At 62.8% G+C, this 17,806-nt stretch carries 11 protein-coding genes; 5 read left to right on the top strand and 6 right to left on the bottom strand.

Annotated elements, in window-relative coordinates; translation table 11 throughout:
* Positions 1 to 38: 38 nt before the first annotated feature.
* From hrpE to xopZ, 4 genes are all read left to right on the top strand, one after another.
* The gene (gene hrpE / locus M3O59_RS02270) at positions 39 to 311 is read left to right on the top strand and encodes an HrpE family protein (protein ID WP_082925772.1); all 273 of its coding nucleotides are present in this window, start codon (positions 39 to 41) and stop codon (positions 309 to 311) included.
* 54 nt (positions 312 to 365) lie between these two features.
* Complete coding sequence (locus tag M3O59_RS02265; protein WP_064631945.1) at positions 366 to 848, top strand: CesT family type III secretion system chaperone; 483 nt, start codon at positions 366 to 368, stop codon at positions 846 to 848.
* Positions 849 to 1,113: 265 nt separating this feature from the next.
* Positions 1,114 to 2,139: a pectate lyase gene (locus M3O59_RS02260; protein WP_373419008.1), complete on the top strand. Its 1,026-nt coding sequence runs from the start codon at positions 1,114 to 1,116 to the stop codon at positions 2,137 to 2,139.
* 106 nt (positions 2,140 to 2,245) lie between these two features.
* On the top strand, positions 2,246 to 6,205 hold the full coding sequence (gene xopZ / locus M3O59_RS02255) for a XopZ family type III secretion system effector (RefSeq protein WP_116906337.1): 3,960 nt from the start codon (positions 2,246 to 2,248) through the stop codon (positions 6,203 to 6,205).
* Positions 6,206 to 6,316: 111 nt separating this feature from the next.
* On the opposite strand, the gene xopF1 is transcribed toward xopZ, so the two are convergent.
* The 3 genes from xopF1 to M3O59_RS02240 form a co-directional block, all read right to left on the bottom strand.
* Positions 6,317 to 8,335, bottom strand: coding sequence for a type III secretion system effector XopF1 (gene xopF1 / locus M3O59_RS02250; protein WP_249046963.1), 2,019 nt, complete (start codon positions 8,333 to 8,335; stop codon positions 6,317 to 6,319).
* On the bottom strand, positions 8,332 to 8,778 hold the full coding sequence (gene hap3, locus M3O59_RS02245) for an Hpa3 family type III secretion system protein (protein ID WP_249046969.1): 447 nt from the start codon (positions 8,776 to 8,778) through the stop codon (positions 8,332 to 8,334). Before hap3 ends, xopF1 begins: the two co-directional genes overlap by 4 nt.
* 450 nt (positions 8,779 to 9,228) lie before the next feature.
* Positions 9,229 to 12,021 carry an HrpF/NolX family T3SS translocon protein gene (locus tag M3O59_RS02240; RefSeq protein ID WP_283161594.1) on the bottom strand — a complete coding sequence of 931 codons (2,793 nt, stop codon included), beginning with the start codon at positions 12,019 to 12,021 and terminating at the stop codon, positions 9,229 to 9,231.
* Between the two features lie 767 nt (positions 12,022 to 12,788).
* Between M3O59_RS02240 and xopAE the strand changes: the two genes are divergently transcribed.
* Positions 12,789 to 14,411, top strand: coding sequence for a type III secretion system effector XopAE (xopAE, locus tag M3O59_RS02235; protein ID WP_249048204.1), 1,623 nt, complete (start codon positions 12,789 to 12,791; stop codon positions 14,409 to 14,411).
* A gap of 132 nt (positions 14,412 to 14,543) precedes the next feature.
* On the opposite strand, the gene M3O59_RS02230 is transcribed toward xopAE, so the two are convergent.
* The 3 genes from M3O59_RS02230 to trpE all read right to left on the bottom strand — a co-directional run bounded on the left by M3O59_RS02230 (position 14,544) and on the right by trpE (position 17,604).
* Positions 14,544 to 15,005, bottom strand: coding sequence for an SIMPL domain-containing protein (locus tag M3O59_RS02230; protein WP_249048203.1), 462 nt, complete (start codon positions 15,003 to 15,005; stop codon positions 14,544 to 14,546).
* 62 nt (positions 15,006 to 15,067) lie between these two features.
* Positions 15,068 to 16,129, bottom strand: coding sequence for a threonine aldolase family protein (locus M3O59_RS02225; protein WP_064631935.1), 1,062 nt, complete (start codon positions 16,127 to 16,129; stop codon positions 15,068 to 15,070).
* Positions 16,129 to 17,604 (bottom strand): anthranilate synthase component I, encoded by a 1,476-nt coding sequence (gene trpE, locus M3O59_RS02220; protein WP_064631933.1) that lies wholly within the window; start codon positions 17,602 to 17,604, stop codon positions 16,129 to 16,131. The genes M3O59_RS02225 and trpE overlap by 1 nt, the downstream gene beginning before the upstream one ends.
* Between the last annotated feature and the right edge of the window lie 202 nt (positions 17,605 to 17,806).

The raw sequence follows: 17,806 nt of genomic DNA, 5'->3' as shown, positions 1-17,806 counted from the left end.
CGCTCCACGTTACTTCTCTTTAGCTAAGGAGTATTTATATGTCAAATTTACAATCGATATTGCCGCGATTGGGCCAGGCCGGGGATCTGTTTGGATCAAACCTTACAAGCAGATTTGACAATCACACTACCACTCAGACCTCGGACAATCAGATGGATAGTCTGATGGGTGGCATTGGCAAATCAGCCGCAGCACAGGAGCGCATGAACAACTACCTGACCGCGAAGAAGAACGAACTTGACTTCAACGTGGCGCTCAATAAATTCATCGGCAAGGCAGGCGACAACGCGAAGCAGCTGGTTGGCCAGTAATAGGGCCTGACATGCGCAGGGCCGGTGCATGGCCCTGCGCATGTCGCACGACAGATGAGCAGCACCCGATTCGAAGCGATCGTTGAGCAGATGTGCGAAGCATTGGACCTGCCGGATGTGCAGGCGGTGCTCAGCAGTCGTGTGCTCTGGGTGGAAGGGTTTGAAGTCTATCTGCACATGCCTGCAGCCCAGACCGACGATGAAGCGCAGCAAGCGCCGGAAGAAGAAGCGCTGTACCTACGCATCTCCTATGGCCTAGCACCTGCAGGACGCACCTTGATGGTCTTCCGGCTATTGCTGGAGGCGAATTTGACGGTGTACGCACAGGACCAGGCGCAACTCGGATTGAACGATGCTGGCGTGATCGTGCTGATCGTGCGTGTTCCGCTGTACGACGACGTCGACGGCGAATGGATCTGCGATCTGCTCGCCCACTATGCCGAGCATGGCCGCTATTGGAACAACAACATCTTCATTTCACACGACGAAATGTTCGAAGGAATCGCAACCGGAAATTATCTGTGGCTACGCGCGTGAGGTGCTCGGCCTTACATGCCCATTGTTTTAGCAAGCCATGTAGCACTGCGCAGCACGCTGTCGGCGACTTGCTGATCCGCTGCGCTGCAGGACATCGCCACGCTGCCAATCCGTTATTTCCAAGCGCAGGACTTCGTTCGCCATTCCTCCCTTGCAAGGACACTCGTCAATGAATCTTGCCATCCCCTCACATTCCACTGCGAACTTACAGTCGTGCTCATTCTCCCCTTCGCAGCAGCAGGCCTTGACTGCGGTGATCATGAGCATGCTGGTGTACTGCATGCAACGCATGCTCAAGGACATGCTGCGACAGCAGTATCAGCCCTCCAGTGATGGTCAACCCACGACCACCCCCAATCCGACACCGTCTATGCCGCCATCGAATCCTTCGTGTTCCACCAACACCGGCGGGCAACACGGCAGCGGCAGCGGTACTGGCAATGGCAACACCGGTGGCAATGGCAGCAACAGCTCCGGAACGGGTAACGGCACTGGAACGGGTAACGGCAACGGCGCATCGCCCACCACTCCGGGTCATTCGGTTACGCCCACGCCCACCAACGGTACTCCCGCCACGCCAGGCCCGACCGGCCCGCAGGCGCCGCTTCCTGCCGGCAAGGTCGTCACCGCGCCGCCCGGCGTCCAGAACAAGCCCATCGTGGTGCACAAGGGCGAGGTGTTCGACGGCAAGGGCCAGACCTACGTCGGCGGCCCCTGCCTGGGCAAAGGCGATCAAGACGAGCACCAGCAACCCCTGTTCATCGTCGAGGACGGCGGCAGCCTCTGCAACGTCCATATGACAGGCGGCGGCGACGGTGTGCATTTCATCGGCAGCGGCAAGATGGTCAACTGCGTCAACGAAGATGTCAGCGAGGATGCGGTCACCATCGATGGCCAGGGCAACCGTGAGCATGACGCGCGCATTGCCGGTGGGAGCCCCGAGGTCAGCGGCCGCCCCAAGGTCGAGATCATCAATTGCACGTTCAAGAAAGCTGCCGACAAGGTCGTGCAGGACAACGCCGCCGCCGACGTGGTGATGTCGGGCGACACCGTCGAGGGTGCCGGCAAGGTCTTCCGTACCAACGGTGGGCATACCGATATCGACTCGCACCTTCTGGTCGAGAATTGCCAGTTCAACCAGGTCAAGGAAGCGGTGTTCCGTACCGATGCGCCCGGCGCGACGGTGACGCTGAAGAACCTGAAGACCGATGCGCCCAGCGAGGCGATTGTGCCGAACGCTTCCCAGGCAATAGGCGCGACACGTATCGGCCATAAGGCCTACAGCGGCTGATCGCACCGCACACCAGCGTTGCACGTCGATCGCGCCCGGCAAATGCACTGCTGCGCCGCATCTGCCGGGCATCGGCACTGGCAACGCAACACGCGAGGTGTAGAGGGTGACCCGCATACGCCCTTCCAACGTGACATTCGGGCTGCCTGGTAACAGCCGCAGTACCGCGCATGCGGGTACGCCTGCGCCGCACAAGCAGTCCCATCAACGACTGCATCAATTGGATGGACGAGCGGCCGAGTCCGAAGCATGCGCAGCAGAAGCGGATGTGGCCGCACGGGTACATCGCTACACCGCAGCTGCTACCGGCACCGTACATGACACACCTGCGCCACGCGAGGCAGGCAGGCTGCGCGGCGTGCGCAAGTCGTTGCAGAAGCTCGCCCAATTCGCTGGTACGGCCGTCGGCATCGCCCGGCAGGCCACTCCAGACCACACGCGCCTGCTGCGCTACCAAGGCACGCCTGCGCAACCTGCGCCGCCGGCCCAGGCAGATCCCGGCGACTGGCACGCACTCGCTCCTTTGCAGATAGCGGCGTTCTCTGCCTCGCAGCGGCTAAACGACGCCCGGATCGCTGGGCGCAAGGCCGCAGCGCTGGAGCGTTTGGTGCTACTGCATCTCGATCGCCTGGAGCAAGCCGCCGGCTTGCATGCCAGACGCGCACCGCGCCTGGCCGACCGTGCCAATGACATCCGCAAACGCCAACAGGTGCTGGCCACCTGGAACGTGCTACTACGCAAACACATCGCCAAGTGCAGCGAGCGCCTGGCGCGCACCGAGCAACAGCTGCAGGAGCAACTGGACCAACTGATGGCCATGCCCGCGCCTGCTGCAAGGGATCATCGTCCGCGCTTGCGCGACATGCTCAAGCACGAAGCAGAACTGGATCGCATCCGCAAACTGCACGAACACGCCCGCCACCTGTCTGCCCTGCGCGAGAAACAACAGGCCTCGCTGCAGCGCCTGCAAGTGCGCGCCGCCAGCCTCGACACCACATTGGCGCAGGCGCTGCAGTCTGCACACATCGTGGCTGGCGACCTGTTCGAGACCGCTACACAGGCCGACGATCTGCGTGCACTGCTTCCGGCGCTATCGGGCCTTAAACAATCGCTCGAGCAAGAGCTTGGCAGCGCAGTTGCCGACGATCTGAATGCCAGCCAGGCGCTGCAGACCGCATCGGCCGCGCTGATAGCCGCGCAGATCGCGCAGACCGCATCTAGCGCAACCGATGCCGCTGCGGCCACTGTATTGCGCAAGCGCTTGTCGACATGGGCGAACGGGCTCTCCACCACGCGTTTCGGAGACCAGGCGGTGCCTGCAGCGGGGATCGTGGCCATCGCACTTGGCGCGCTGCGCTCGGCCGTGGCCGGTGTGCTCGGCGACAACCGCGCGGAGGTGGCGCTGGTGCTTGCCACCTTCGACCATGTCCACAACAGCACCTGGAGTGCGCTGATCCCTGCCGACCCGGAGGAATCCGGTGTACGGCCGAGTGCGGCGATGGATGAGCGCTCCGGGATTCCCCGCGCGGCGATCGAGGCAGCCACAACACGCTGGCTGGAGACCCTGTCGCGCATACCGCGCGGACGGCAGGTGCTCAACCAGTTGATCCAGGTGCGCCACGAGCCTGCCGCCGATCCGGGCCGGCAGGACATCGCACGCATTGCGTTGCGAGCCGATGCGTTGCTGCGCGCCACGCCTGTGGACGATGCCGCCACACGGAGCTGGCTGAGCGATGCGCGACGCGCGGCCGGTCGTGCCCTGCACGCGGCCGACCCGGCGCAGGCGCTGCAGACCTGCAGCAGCGACGAACGCGCCGCCTACCACGCGTTGCGCAACGGTTACGAGTCACGTGCTGCCGATTCGGCGTATGCACGCGCAAATGCCCACCTGCAGGCGTTTGGCGAGGCGGTGCTTTGTGCCACCTCGCCCCAGCTTGCAGGCGCACACGCGAGCGCTCCCAATCCGCTGCATGCCTTGTCGGAGGGGCTGGAGGTCGCATCGGCCACCGCACTGCCGACACCACGTCGGCGTGCCAACCTGACCCTGGAGCACGCCTGCGCTGCCTTGATCGATTACCAGGGCGCAGTACATGCGGCCCGCCCACAGGGCCACATTCCATCGCATGTGGAGTTGAGCTGGCAGGCAGCTGCCGAACTAGTGCAGTGGGTCGATGAGGACGTGGACCGCAACGGCATGGTCTTCGATGCTGCCACCCTGGCACGCATCGGAGAACGTGCCGCCGCGCTGCACAGCCACCATCAGGCACAGGCCTCCCGAGCCCCGGGCGGTGCAGTGGTGCAGGCAGCGCCACCGGAAGGAGTGCAGCGTGCCTGGGAGCAATTGCAGAGCGGCCACTGCAGCGCGCCAGCGGCGTTCGATCTGTTGCGCACCTGCCTGCGTGCCGGGAGAGCGGAACACGCAGACCAGGCCGCACCGCTGCAACCGAGCGATCTCTCGCCACAGGCCGCATTGTGGCGCGCACATGCAGACGACTGCCTGGCGCATTTCGATGCTGCCGTGGACAAGACCCTGCAGTTATTGAAGCAGACCGGCGCCGGTGCACTCGCCCACCCCGACTCGTTGCTGGACCTGCTGCGCGACATGCTCTCACACCTGGAATGGCGCGACCGCTGGCGGATGACCTGCCAACGGACCTGGGGCGCCAATCTGGCACCGCTGTCGGCGGCCGCTGCGCTCGCGGGATCTGCCTTCGGTCTGGGCGCGCGCTTGATCGCCAGCGTGCAGTGCAATCGCGATGCCTGCCTGGAGTTCTACATGGGGCGTACCGGCCTGTACCTGCAGATCAGTCGTCAATCGGCGACACAGCGCCAACTCGGCGCCGGCCTGACTGTCGGCTACGGCATCGATGTAGACAGTGACTACGCCGCAGCAGGGGTCTCGGCCGCTGCGGATTGGCGCTATCGGCGCGAGACCGGCGTGGAAGACGGCCTGCAGATCCGCATCCCTCGGCTCGGCAAGGGCCGCGAGCCGGAGTTGCTGCAGGCGTTCTTGCGCATGCTGGAGCATCTGGTCCGCCGCGCAACACCCGATGCTTCCGCACAGCCACCCGACACCGACTGGATGCATGCGTTGCTGGCCGAGCATCCGGAAGCCAGCGTCGGGCTGATCGACCAGGCCGCACGCGTCGGCCAGGGTACCGAGTGCAGCGCGAGCGTCAGCGCCGGGCTGCGCGCAGGCGATGCGCACGGCCGCCGCGCGGGTGTCTCGCTCGGGCTCGGGGTCAGATCGCGCCAGGACCTCGGCTGGACGTCGACGAGCGTGGCCGGCTACATGACCACCCACTACTGCGACGCCACTGCCGCACGCCGGGTGGAAGCGGCCGCACGCCTCACGGCCGGCGCGCAACTCGCACTTGCCCAGCATCGAGACGAAGGCACATCGGCAACGCCTGCGGCCAGCACTACGGTCTCGGCAATCGATGCAGGCTACGCCACCGAAGTGAGCGCGGAGGTAGCCACCGCGTTCTGCACGCTGTTCCAGTTCGGTGGCGAAATCGATGCGACCCGCAGCGATCGCGCAAGCGACTTCGCTCAGTTCGCACCATTCGAACGCCTGGTCCGCACCCAGTGGGAGCGCTGGGCCGACTACGGGCTGGTCAAGCTGGGCAACGACGTCGACCTGACCTTGCAGCCGGTGCTGGCAGAGCTGCAACTGGAGCATTTCATGCAGCAGGCCAAGCGCTTCGCCGATGGCAACGCGCTGGCCGCGCTGTTCGCCGACGAGGTGTTACGCAGCGCCGCAGCGCCGCTGCTGGACGTGCACCGGGCGCTTGCACTGATGGCGCAGGACGCTGGAGATCACACACGCGCGCTCGCCGAGCGCACTGCCTTCGACGATCTATTGCAGCAGCCGGCCGTGTGGGAGCCAACGTTGCTGCTGGTGCGCGAGAAGGCAAAACTGACCGAAGAACGTGGCGTGGACTTCGTCATCAAACGCCAGCGCAACCGCATCGCCGAAGCAATGCGTACCGTCGGTCAATGGCCGGCGTACGAGGCGGTGCCGCGCGCCGAACGGCCCCCTTCCACATCCACTGATCGCACGTAAGCCGGGCACCAGACCGTCACCGGGGCCACCAACAAGCGACAGACGCAACGGCGGCTGCGTCTGTCGTTGTGCTGTGCACTACGCACCTGGATCAATTGCGGAATCGATCGCTCATGGCCGGCCATTTTCCCACTGGCGAAGTTCCTCGCTCTGCTGCAATGCATGCCTGAGCGTCGTTAACTCGGTATCCAGTGTGCTGGTCACGTCGTTGCGTTGCACTCCGCTGAACATTTCCTTCCACCCGTCGTGCAGCCCAGTGCGCACAGTGTCGATGGTCGCGATCGAGACCGACTGGGCGGCGATTTCCGCGCGCAATGTTTCCAGAGCTCCACGCAATTTCTCCGCATGCGGCCCCGGTGCGGGCGAGGGCCTTACTCCCTCCTCCAGGGCACGCGCAATCTCCGCCGGTGTCGGCGCCGAAAACGCTGCAATCGCTTGGTCGATGGGTTCGGCCAGCGCCTGAAGCGTGCGTGCAATCGTGCGTTGATAATTGTCTGCGGCGGCGGCTCGGTCCTGATCCAGTCGCGTCGCCTGGCTGGTGTTTGCGCCGTTCTTGGCCTTGAGCGCATCCCAGACCGTATCGTTGAACAGGGCGTGCGCGGCCTGTTGCACCACCGTGGCGGTGGAGTTGGGTGCTTCGCCTGCAACGCTGCCGTTTTCATTTCCGCCACGCAACGGCGCGGCGATCAAACGGCCAGCGCCGAGCGAGGCGAAATTGGTCAGCACATTGCTGAGCATGTGGCGGCCCAGCACATCGCGCACCGCAGTGGTGACCGCGTTGGTCGTGCTCAAGGCCTGCCTTGCCAACGCCAGGCCTTCTTTCCCGATCTCCAGCAAATAGGTGGGGAAATGCACCGCATCGGACCACCGCGCAGGTCTGCGCGTTTTGTCCGGCAATGCCAGCGAAAACAGATTGAGTCGTTGCTGCCCGCCCAGCAGGTCGGGGACGCTCATCTGTCCGGTACGCGCCACGGCTTTGCCGGTTTCGAGCATTGCCTTCTGCACGACCCCCGCCCCGCCGGTAGCGAGCGCGCTCAATCCCAGTTGGCCAGCCGGCGTGCGCGTGCCCGGGTCGTCGGAAGTCCGCCGCGCCGCGTTGAATCCTGCATTGATCGTCGGCTTGAGCAACAAGGTATCCAGGGATTTGCCGTCCAACGTCGACTGCCATTGGGTGATCCCCTGGCGGCGGTCGTAGGCTTGTGCCTTGAGTTCTGCAAGCGTGGGTGCGTTGCCCTCGCCGGGACGCGTGAAACGCTTGCCTTCGGAGGTGATTTCCAGCAAAACCGGCGGCGGATCGGGCACCAGGATCTTGGGGTCAATGGCCTGAAAACGCGGCAAATTCGCAACGCGCGCGCGACGGTCCATTGCCGGGATCAGCAACGTATCGCTGGTATAGGACATCAGGCCCGCCACTGCACCGGACAGCGTTTCCGTACTCACCGTCTCCGAACCGGGCGGGCGCGAACTGTCGTAGGCGGCGCCCGCGGCATGACCGAACGGAGCCCGCATTGAGCCGATGAAGAAGGCCCTGAGACACTCGTAGGCGATCGGCAACGCTGCCTTTGCGCCTGCCGTCTTCATGTCTCCGACGATCTGGTATCCGGCATCCGGCCCGAACGCCGTGATGCGTTCATGCACGCGCGCGTCCGCCCACTCCAGATACGCCGCCTGCAGCGCCTCCTGCTCCTCCGACGGCGCTGCAAATGGCAGTTTTTCCAGGCGTGCACGTATCTGCCCCTTCAAGTCAGCGGCTGTCGACACGCTGCGCTGCGCATAGGTCGCTGCATCGGAAGGCGCGTCCGACACATCGCTGACCGAGGACCCGGGGCTTAGCGGCGGAGTGTAAAACGCTGCATCCGTCAGCGACGAATGCGACGAATGCGAGGACTCCGAGCGATGGGATGCGCCATGCGAGGACTCGGCATGACTTGCGTCGGTGGTCACGCGACGTGAAAACGCCGCGCGACGAGCACGCAACACCGGGTCCGGAGAGCATAAGCCCGCGAGCGGCCCGGTTGGAGTCCGCGTCTGCCGTACTGCAACGGCCTCCTCGGCCTGCGTTGGCTGTGTGGGGGCAGGCGAGGTTACGCGGCCGCTGGCAGAGGTCCCAATGCCGCTGGTGAGCTTCATGAGGCCACCTCCGCCGCGCTGCCGGCCTGCGTCACCAGCGCGTCCAGCACCACACGTGCGACCACTTGCCCGCGCTCCAGCGCATTGGCCACCGCATCGGGCGTGCCCTCAAGCAGCAGCGGGCAGACACACAGCAGCCCAAGATCAGAGAGCGTGAGCCGCCATCCGTAATGCGTCAGTAATTGTTCCTGCAGCGCCAGCAGCGTCACTACCTCATCGCCGCCGAGCTCGCGTGCGGCCAATGGCAGGATCACTTCCGGAAACGCGGTCATTTCGCCCTGCTGCATCTGCCCGTGGACACGGCACAGCATGCCCGCAGGACCAAGGATGGTTTCGCCTTGGCCAAGTTGCTGCGCAAGCTCCTCAGGCAATCCGAGACGGACTCCCAGGCTGGTGAAAAATGTGTCGTTCGCTGAGTGAAGATTTCCTGATTCCAACGTCATCTGAGTCTCTCCGGGGAAAAATGCGATGAGTTGCCAATGCACCAATCCGATAGGGCACAGTATCTGGATCGGGATACATAGCTGAGCGAGCCGCTGCGAACCACTCGCGCCGAACACGAATTTGGAATCCTGGAAACTGCGCAAGCGCGACCTGCGTCATTCGTCGCGCATGAGTCCGCAAACAACAGATGGTTGGCCACTGCTTGCCTCTCTTGGTCTGATGCATTTCAGGGTCGCACGCATGGTCGAACTGGGTGCAGCGATCAGCATCGGGGAGACATCGGGCGAACAACGCAGCGCAACTGTCTCAGCCCAATCCTGCACCAGGACACAGCGACTTGAGGAGCGTTGCCTCGAAATTACAAATTCTCGGTCCGCATTTGCCTGGCCAATCGAGCGATTCCTTTGATTGCAGCTCCGTTGCACAAGATCATCGCTCGAAGACGTTCGCTACCTGCGGCGTGCCCTCAAATTCCTGAGGTTTTCCTTCGTGTCCGCCTCGAATTTGTACGCAACTTCCTTCGGGATAATCTGCTTCCCCAACGGCACTCCGCCTGCGTCTTCCAGATTCTGGCGGATTTCGCCGTTTTTTCTCTGCTTGTCCAATTGCACCTCTTCATAGTGAAATCCCGCCAACACGGGCATCTTGAGTATTTCTACCGATTTACTAATGCTACTTCCTATTAAGTAGCCTTTAACCGCATCAGTGGGCTTTGGCCGCTCGGCTGCCCCCTTACCTCCTCCTTTGGCCGCACCCACGGTCGAGCCTCTGGTTGCCCCCCTGGTTGCGCCCTTGGCCGCGCTCTCGCTTGTCACCTTGGTTGCGCCCTCGGCGACCCCTTTGGCTGCTCCCTTGGCCGCGAGCCTGGCCGTAGGTCCGCCGACTGCGCCAACGACCGCCCCCGCCATGTTGATGCCGGCAAGTTTCCACGCGAGCGACATGTCGCCACCTTGCAGTGCGGTGTCGAGGACCTGTGCCGCCTGCGCTTCGCCTTCCAGTGCCACCGCTGCTGCATCGGCAAACTCGCCAATGATGGGGATGCCGTTCAACGCACTCAGTCCTACGGACGCCCAGTCCAAGATCTTGCTGTCCCACTTGAGGAACTCATGCAATCCCTTGCCGACGGTCCCGATGTCCTTCTTCTTCTTCTTGATCTCCGGTTGATCGGCCTTGCCCATCAACATGTCCGCGACGGCCTTCTGCTGGTCGGGTGATGTGGCCGCGTGCGCGGGTGATTTCTCCACGGTCTTGTTGGCCACCGTCATATGCTCGTAGAACTGCTGAAAGTCCTTCTTGCTGATCTTGCCCGAGTCGACGACATGGCCACCGCCGAAGAAGCTGTGGGGCTTCTTGTAACCGGTGATCGAATTGTTCAACAAGCCGAACAGCAGCGGATCGCCCAACAGCTGTTTGGCGGCGTCGCGCACGGCGGGGTCGGCTTTGTCGTCCTTGATGATCGTGTCGAGCTTGTCGCGGGTGACCTCTTTGCCATCGCCGAAGAACGCATCCTGATGGCTATTGATGGTGTCCAGGGTTTTCAGTTCGGGCGCGGTCAGGTGCATCTGCGATGCGGATTTCTGCAGGAAATCCGGGGTGCTCATCGAACCCGAGTCTCCCGCCAAGGCCTTCCATTGATCGGGATGATCGCGGAAGTACTGTGCGGCGGCGATGACCTGCGGTGGGGACTTCTTGGTGTCGCTCTCGCCTTCGACCAATTTTTTGAACGCGTCCTGGTTCAGATGCTTTGGCAGATAGTCCGAGTAGCGATAGAACTCGCGCATCGCGTCGCTTTCGGTCATGACCGTTGGCTGGGTCTTGTCCGGGCTGTCCGACGCCACATAGTTCTGCGTGTAGCCCTTGGCTTGCTTGTTGGCGTACTCCGCGACCTGGGGGTGGCCGGCCGAGAACTTGCCGAGATCGCCGGCCTTGATCTTGCCGCCACACTTGCCATCGCCGTGCGAGCCAATGGCAAAGAACAGCCGCGGATCCTTCTGCAGTTCGGTCAATGCCTTCTTCAGATCCGGCGGCGTCGCCGGATCGTTGATCTTCGCATCGAGATCGGCCCACGCGACCGGCAATTGGTCCTTGTGGCGATCCAGCGTGGTGACGATCTCCAATTCGTTCTGCGTGAGTGTTCCGTCTTTCCAGGTGACCGACGAGCCGTCCACTGCAGGTGGAAGGTCGCGACCCTTCATTTTTTCGGGATTATAGGTTGCGTTCTTGCCGCCCATCGCAGTCACTTGCGGATGGCGGTCGGCAAAGTCGTAGAGGTTGGCGGCAATGAGCGTGCCATTGCATTTGCCTTGGTCGTCGTGATGGTGCTTGCCGTGCCCCTGCGATGCCATCGCAAAGAACAGGCCAGGATCCTGTTGCAAGCCTTGCAGCGCTTTCTTCAGGTCCGGCGGGGTGGCCGGGTCGTTGATCTTTTCATCGAGTTTGGCGAACTCGATCGGCGTCATCTCACGATGCTGATTGAGCGTGGAGACGATCTCAAGCTGGGCCTGGGTGAGCGTGCCGCCGTCCCAGGTCACCGATGAGCCTTCTGCGGCAGGAGGCGGCGTCGCTCCCTTGATATTCTTGGGATTGAATTCGGCATTCTTCCCGCCCAGGTCGGTCACCTGTTGATGATGGTCCGCAAAATCCCACAAATCATCGGCCTTGATCTTGCCGCCGCATTTGCCGTCTCCCTGCGAGCCGATGGCGAAGAACAGACGCGGGTCTTTCTGCAAGCCTTGCAACGCGCTCTTCAGATCGGCAGGCGTGGACGGGTCATTGATCTTGTCGTTGAGTTTTTTGAACTCAATCGGCATCTTGTCCTTGTGTTGATTAAGTGTCGAAACAATCTGCAGTTCCGATGGGGTGAGCGTGCCGCCGTCCCAGGTCACCGATGATCCATCCACCGCAGGCGGGAGTTTGGATCCCTTGATGTCCTTGGAATCGAACGGAGTCGGCAGCGTCGGCCAGGACGTGCGTTTCTCGATCGGCTGGCTGGCTTGAAGGTCGTCCGCTGAAGGCGTGGCCAACCCCGGAATGCAACTGCCTGCCTCACTGATTGGGGTGTTGCCGTAAGCGGCGGCAATCAAGTTGTAAATCTGCAGCAAAAACAGGGTATCCATCGCCAGCAACAGATCGGATTCGTTCATGGCCAACTCCGACCCGAGCAACTCCGGGGACGACGCGTCATCGGTTGGAGGTGGAAGCAGACCGGCGGTACTCCCGGTCGAAAGCGTGTAGAGCGACATAATATGCGGCCTCGCAGTGACAAAGCAGGACAGAGCGGCTGCATATGAGTACATGCTCATACGGTGACACAGGCATGTCTCATGCGGCGGAAACAGATCTTGCCACTGCCGCCAAGGGATGCATGCGCCGACGAACTATTTTGGCGAAAAAAGCGCAGAAAGCGGCGCGAGGCAGGCGAGCTAACCACGCCAGTCCGGGGCTGCCGAGGTTCACAAGTAGCCCTCGTCCTTGTGATGGACATTGTTTATGACGCTGCAAGCCGATCAGATCGTCCATCTCTTCATGGGGCACTGAGGGACGGGGCATGCAGGACCGCGGCGTGTTTGCAAACAAACGCCTGATTCGCGTGGTGACGCAACATCTTCGCTTCCGCGCTGCGATGATGATCACAGGGAAGTAGCCTACGTGTGACAAGACGATGCAGTCTGCTGAATCTGCGAGGTATATCTCCATGTTCAATGTAAGCCGCTTACTTCGCGCTCGTCCGCGAAACGACACCACCGAACGCCCCCCTGCCGAAAACACGACGCCACGCGAACCGTCCGCTGCGGTGGATGGTTTACTCAGCCCGCTGCATGCGCGGCCGCGACGGCGCGAAAATACATCGGCGGCCGACAGATTGCCGCCCACGAGTCCGGGAGGAGGGCGCTTGTTACGGTCGCCTCTGCGTTCGTCGACGCCCCCGATTGGGGGAGCTGCAGGTTCTTCTGCACCACCGGCCAGCGTAGAGCGCGACATCGCCAACTGGCTCGCGCTTAACCTGCCGATGGCAGAGCTGGTCCCATGCGGCTACAACCTGCACAACGGCGAACGGGATACGTCGCGGGAGGTTCTGCAAGGCGTTGCAGACTCAATCCGCCGCGCACACGTTCACGGAAGCACCAGGCTCGCACTCGAGTACGGACTTCCTGCCACGACGCTACCTGATGCGATCGGCCGGCTTGAAGCACTGCAAGAACTGTCGCTGATCAGAACCGGGCTTCGGTCGTTGCCAGACAGCCTTGGGCAGCTCCGCCAACTTCGCCACCTGCAAGTGGCCGCCAGCCCAGGCGTGAAACGGCTGCCAGCGTCGTTGACGCGCCTGCCCAACCTGAGGACCCTCGAGTTGACGGCGTTACCGTTGGAGGAGTTACCGGCCGACTTGGGGCGCATGCAAAGCCTGCGCCGCCTCACGCTCGGTGGTGGGCGCTATGAGCGCCTGCCGGCCAGCGTCGTCCAGCTAAGCCAGTTGACCCAATTGAGTGTGTCGAACTCGTCATATTTGCGGGAGTTGCCTGAAAACATCGGCAACCTGCGGGGGCTCAGGTCACTGGAGGTGGAATCGAACTCCAAGCTGGAGCGACTGCCAGGCGGCCTGACCCGGCTGCACCGATTGGAAGAACTCAACCTGTCCTCCAATCGCCGCCTGACTCAATTGCCCGAGGACATTGGGCAGATGAGCGGCCTGACGAAACTGTCGCTGAAAGATTGCCCTGCGCTCCGGCATCTGCCCGACAGCATGGGGGACCTCTCACAGCTGCAACGTCTGGATCTGCGCGGCACGGGGCTGCAGACCCTTCCCCAGTCCCTGGCCCGGCTTCCCGCCACCTGCGACATCAAGGTGCCGGGTCATTTGCGTGGCCAGTTGGCCCAGATCCGCAACCCGCAACCCGCGGCACTGCCGCTCGCCGGCAGCGTGCGACCACCGGCAAGGTCTGCGGCGGGGCAGGCCCGGCAATCGTGGAACCGCGGACCCGAGTTCACCCGCGTGTTGCGCGGCATTGATGCCGACCTCGGGGAGCGTTTTGACAAGTGGATGAAGGGATTGACGCAAAGCGCCATGATCTTCCGCGAATCCATCACGCCGGCCGACATGCGCCTGCTGGACCAGGTGGTGGCCGAGGCCATCACCTCTCCCGAATTCCGAAGCAGCTTCGGCGAGTTTTTGAGCGAGCACACCATCAAGACGCTGAACATGGATGGCATGACACAGGTGGGCCCCGGCGGGCCGGCCGTACGGGGGAATGTCAAAACCGCTTTTTCGGAAATGCTCAAGCACAAGCTCATGCACACGCAGGACCAGGAATCGGCGCTGAGCCTGTTGCAGGAAGCAATACAAAATCCGGATCTAGGTCTTTCCAGAAACGGCTTGCTCCACAGCAGGAACGAACTCACGGGACGCGAGCAGATGTGGCCGCCGCTGCGGGCCTACATTTCCATGCACGATGTGGAGGGGAAAGCGGCGCAGGAAGCCGCGACCACCTGGGCCATGGCGCAGTTCGATGAAGCGGAGGAAGGCGGCATCGGGGAAGCTGAGGCCAAGCGGGAATCCGAACAGGCGCAGGCCAACGCGAATGGCTTCATCGGGCTACGTGCACGTGCGCTGTTGAACGAATGGCGCATCCAGTAGCACCCTGCGTGCTGCAGCGAAGACGTCTCCACCATCATGCGTGGTGCTCTAGGGACCAAGGACCTCAGCGAATCCCTGGATGACCCTGCACCACCATGCTGGCACTCCATCCTCAGCAACATGGCAGGGGACTCATTGCGCGATCAGGAAGACCGCATAGATGTTTTCGGTGTAGGTGATGGTGCCGGCTTCAAGCGACTCGACGGTTGCACCTCGATCAGCAACAGGCGCTGGCAATGCTGGCGATCCGGAGACAAGTGAGACCATCGGGACCTTTGTCGGCCAACTGCCCGCCTGAATTCCATAGGTGAAATTCGGCGCAACATCGGAGATCGTATAAAGCCCCTGAATCCGGACGCTATACGCCTTGGCAAGTTCTGCGGCAGAATTGCGTGATTGGTCAGCAGCTTCGCGCTTGAGTTGCGCACGCACCTCGGCTTCTTTGCTGTAGGACGTCTGGATGCCCGACAGCTGGACTTCGTTACTCGTCTTCATTTCACTGAGAAATTTGCGCGCATCATCAAGCGACTGAAATGCCGCGCCAATGCCGCGCTTGACTTCAGTGCCTTCGAATTTTTGTGTTCCGTCCGCCACGCACGAGCATCCAACCCATCAACTGCTTCATTTGCCTTCTCCCTGGTGAATAATGCGCATGCTTAGGGCACGCCGCGCTGCAGTGCCGCCACATCCGTACTCAGGCGATCAACTGCCTCGGACGTGGTTGCCCACGAAGTCACGAAGCGGATCGTATGGCTCCCATCCGCGCGCATTTCCCAGCGCTCGAAGTCGTAGCCTTGTGCCAGCTGTGCAGCGTGTTGTGCGCTGACGGCAATGAATTGCTGGTTGGTCGGCGAGTCGCTGGTAAAGTGTGCGCCGGCCGCAAGCAGGCCGGCGCGCAGCCGTTGCGCCATCGCGTTGGCATGCGCGGCCAGCTCGAAAAACAGGCCGTCTTCGAACAATGCTGCGAACTGCGAACCGAGCACCATGCCCTTGGCCAGCAATGCGCCACGCTGTTTGATCAGGTAACGCAGATCAGCCTGCAATGCGGGATTGACGATGACCAGTGCTTCGCCGAGCAGCGCGCCGTTCTTGGTGCCACCGATGTAGAACGCATCGGTCAGTGCGGCAATGGTGGGCAGATCCAGATCGTTGCCGTCGGCGGTCAGCGCGGCACCCAGGCGCGCGCCGTCCAGGTACAGCAGCAGATCGTTTGCGCGGCAGAATCGCGACAGCGCATCGAGTTCGGCGCGCGTATAGATGGTGCCGCTTTCGGTGCTGTTGGAAATATAGACAAGGCGCGGTTGCACCATGTGCTCGTTGCTGTGCACCTCCAGCACCGGCTGGATCAATGCCGGGCTCAGCTTGTCGTGCAGCGCAGGCACGGTGAGCACCTTGTGGCCGGTGGCCTCGATGGCGCCGGTTTCGTGCGTGGCGATGTGCCCTGCTTCCACCGCAATCACCGCCTGATGCGGCCGCAAGAACGCGCTGATCGCAATCAGATTGGTCTGCGTGCCACCGACCAGCAGATGCACGTCGGCCAGCGGTTGCGCGATGGCAGTGCGAATCAACTCCGCAGCACGCTCGCTATGCAGATCGGTGCCATAGCCCGCGTTCTGCTCGGTGCTGGCCTGCGCCAACGCCTGCAGCAGGCGCGGATGCGCACCTTCGCTGTAGTCGTTGCGGAAACTGATGCGCGCTCCACCGCCCTGCCCGTCCATCACAGCCCCTTGGCCGCCTGCGCAACCGCACGAAACAGGGCGCGGCCCTTGTTCATCGTCTCCTGCCATTCCAGGTCCGGGTCGGAGTCGTAGACCACGCCGCCGCCGGCCTGCACGTACAGATAGCCATCCTGGATCACGGCGGTGCGGATGGCGATGGCGGTGTCGGCATCGCCGTGCCAGCCGATGTAACCGACCGCGCCGGAATACACGTTGCGTTTGACCGGTTCCAGCTCGCGGATGATTTCCAGTGCGCGGATCTTCGGTGCGCCGCTGACGGTGCCGGCCGGAAAAGTCGCGCGCAGCACGTCGCTGTAATTGAGGCCGGCCTTGAGCGTGCCGGTGACCTCGCTGACGATGTGCATGACGTGGCTATAGCGCTCAATCACGAACTGCTCGCCCACCTTGACCGTACCCGGTTCGGCGACGCGGCCGACATCGTTGCGGCCCAGATCGATCAGCATCACGTGTTCGGCGCGCTCTTTCGGATCGGCCAGCAATTCTTCTTCCAGCGCCTTGTCCAGCTCGGGCGTTGCGCCGCGCGGGCGGGTGCCGGCGATCGGGCGCACCGTCACCACGCCATCGCGCAGGCGCGCCAAAATTTCCGGCGAGGAGCCGACCACCTGGGTGCCGCCGACATCGAGAAAATACATGTACGGCGAGGGATTCAACGCCCGCAGCGCGCGATACACATCCACCGGGCGCGCGCGGAACGGCACGCGCAATCGCTGCGATGGCACCACCTGGAAAATATCGCCGGCGCGCACGTATTCCTGCGCCCTGCGCACCACCGCGTGGTACTCCTCGCGGGTAAATGAGGAATGGAAATCCGATTCGTCGATGGCGTCGGAAATCTGCGCCTGCGGATAGCCGGCGCCGCCCTGACGCAAGCGATGTGCCAGCTCATCCAGACGCCGGTTGGCGCGCACATACGCCTGTGGCTGGCGCGGGTCGGCGTGCACGATCAGGTACAGCCGGCCCTTGAGGTTGTCGAACACCGCCAGCTCTTCGGAGAGCATCAGCAGGATATCCGGCGTGCCGAGTTCGTCGGGTTTGTCGCCGCTGCCCAGGCGCGGTTCGATGTACTGGATGCACTCGAAACCGAACCAGCCCACCAGCCCGCCGGTGAAGCCGGGCAAGCCGTCCAGTTGCGGTACTGAATGCTCGGCGCGCAAGGCGTCCACTTCGGCCAGCGGGTCGGCGACCTCACGGGTTTCGAGCACTTCGCCGTGCTCGCTGACTTCCAGCGTATGTCCGCGGAAGCTGTACACGCGCCGCGCCGGCAGGCCGATGATGGAATAGCGCCCGAAGCGTTCGCCACCTTCGACCGATTCGAACAGGTAGGTGTAGGCGCCGTCGGCGAGTTTCAGATAGACCGACAGCGGCGTGTCCAGGTCGGACAGCACTTCGCGGACAACGGGGATACGGGTGTGACCTTCAGCGGCCTGGCGCTGGAACTGCTCTGCAGTGATCAAGACGACTTTCCTTCCGGGACTCTGTGGCGGGGCGGACGACGGCAACGGGCCACCATCGCCACCAACGGCGAGCGGAAGAGAAGGAGCGTGGGGTCGTCAGGCGGGACACGCAGGTACTGTAGCGCAAGTGTCGGCCCAGGGCAGCAGGTGCGGGGCCAAAGCGGTGCGAGTTGCGAAGGCGGGCTGGGGGTGTGTGGGCTTG

The organism is Xanthomonas nasturtii (assembly GCF_023337365.3).
Taxonomy (GTDB): Bacteria; Pseudomonadota; Gammaproteobacteria; order Xanthomonadales; family Xanthomonadaceae; genus Xanthomonas; species Xanthomonas nasturtii.
The sequence above is the reverse complement of the archived record's forward strand: the minus strand, read 5'-3'. Positions and strand labels throughout refer to the sequence as shown.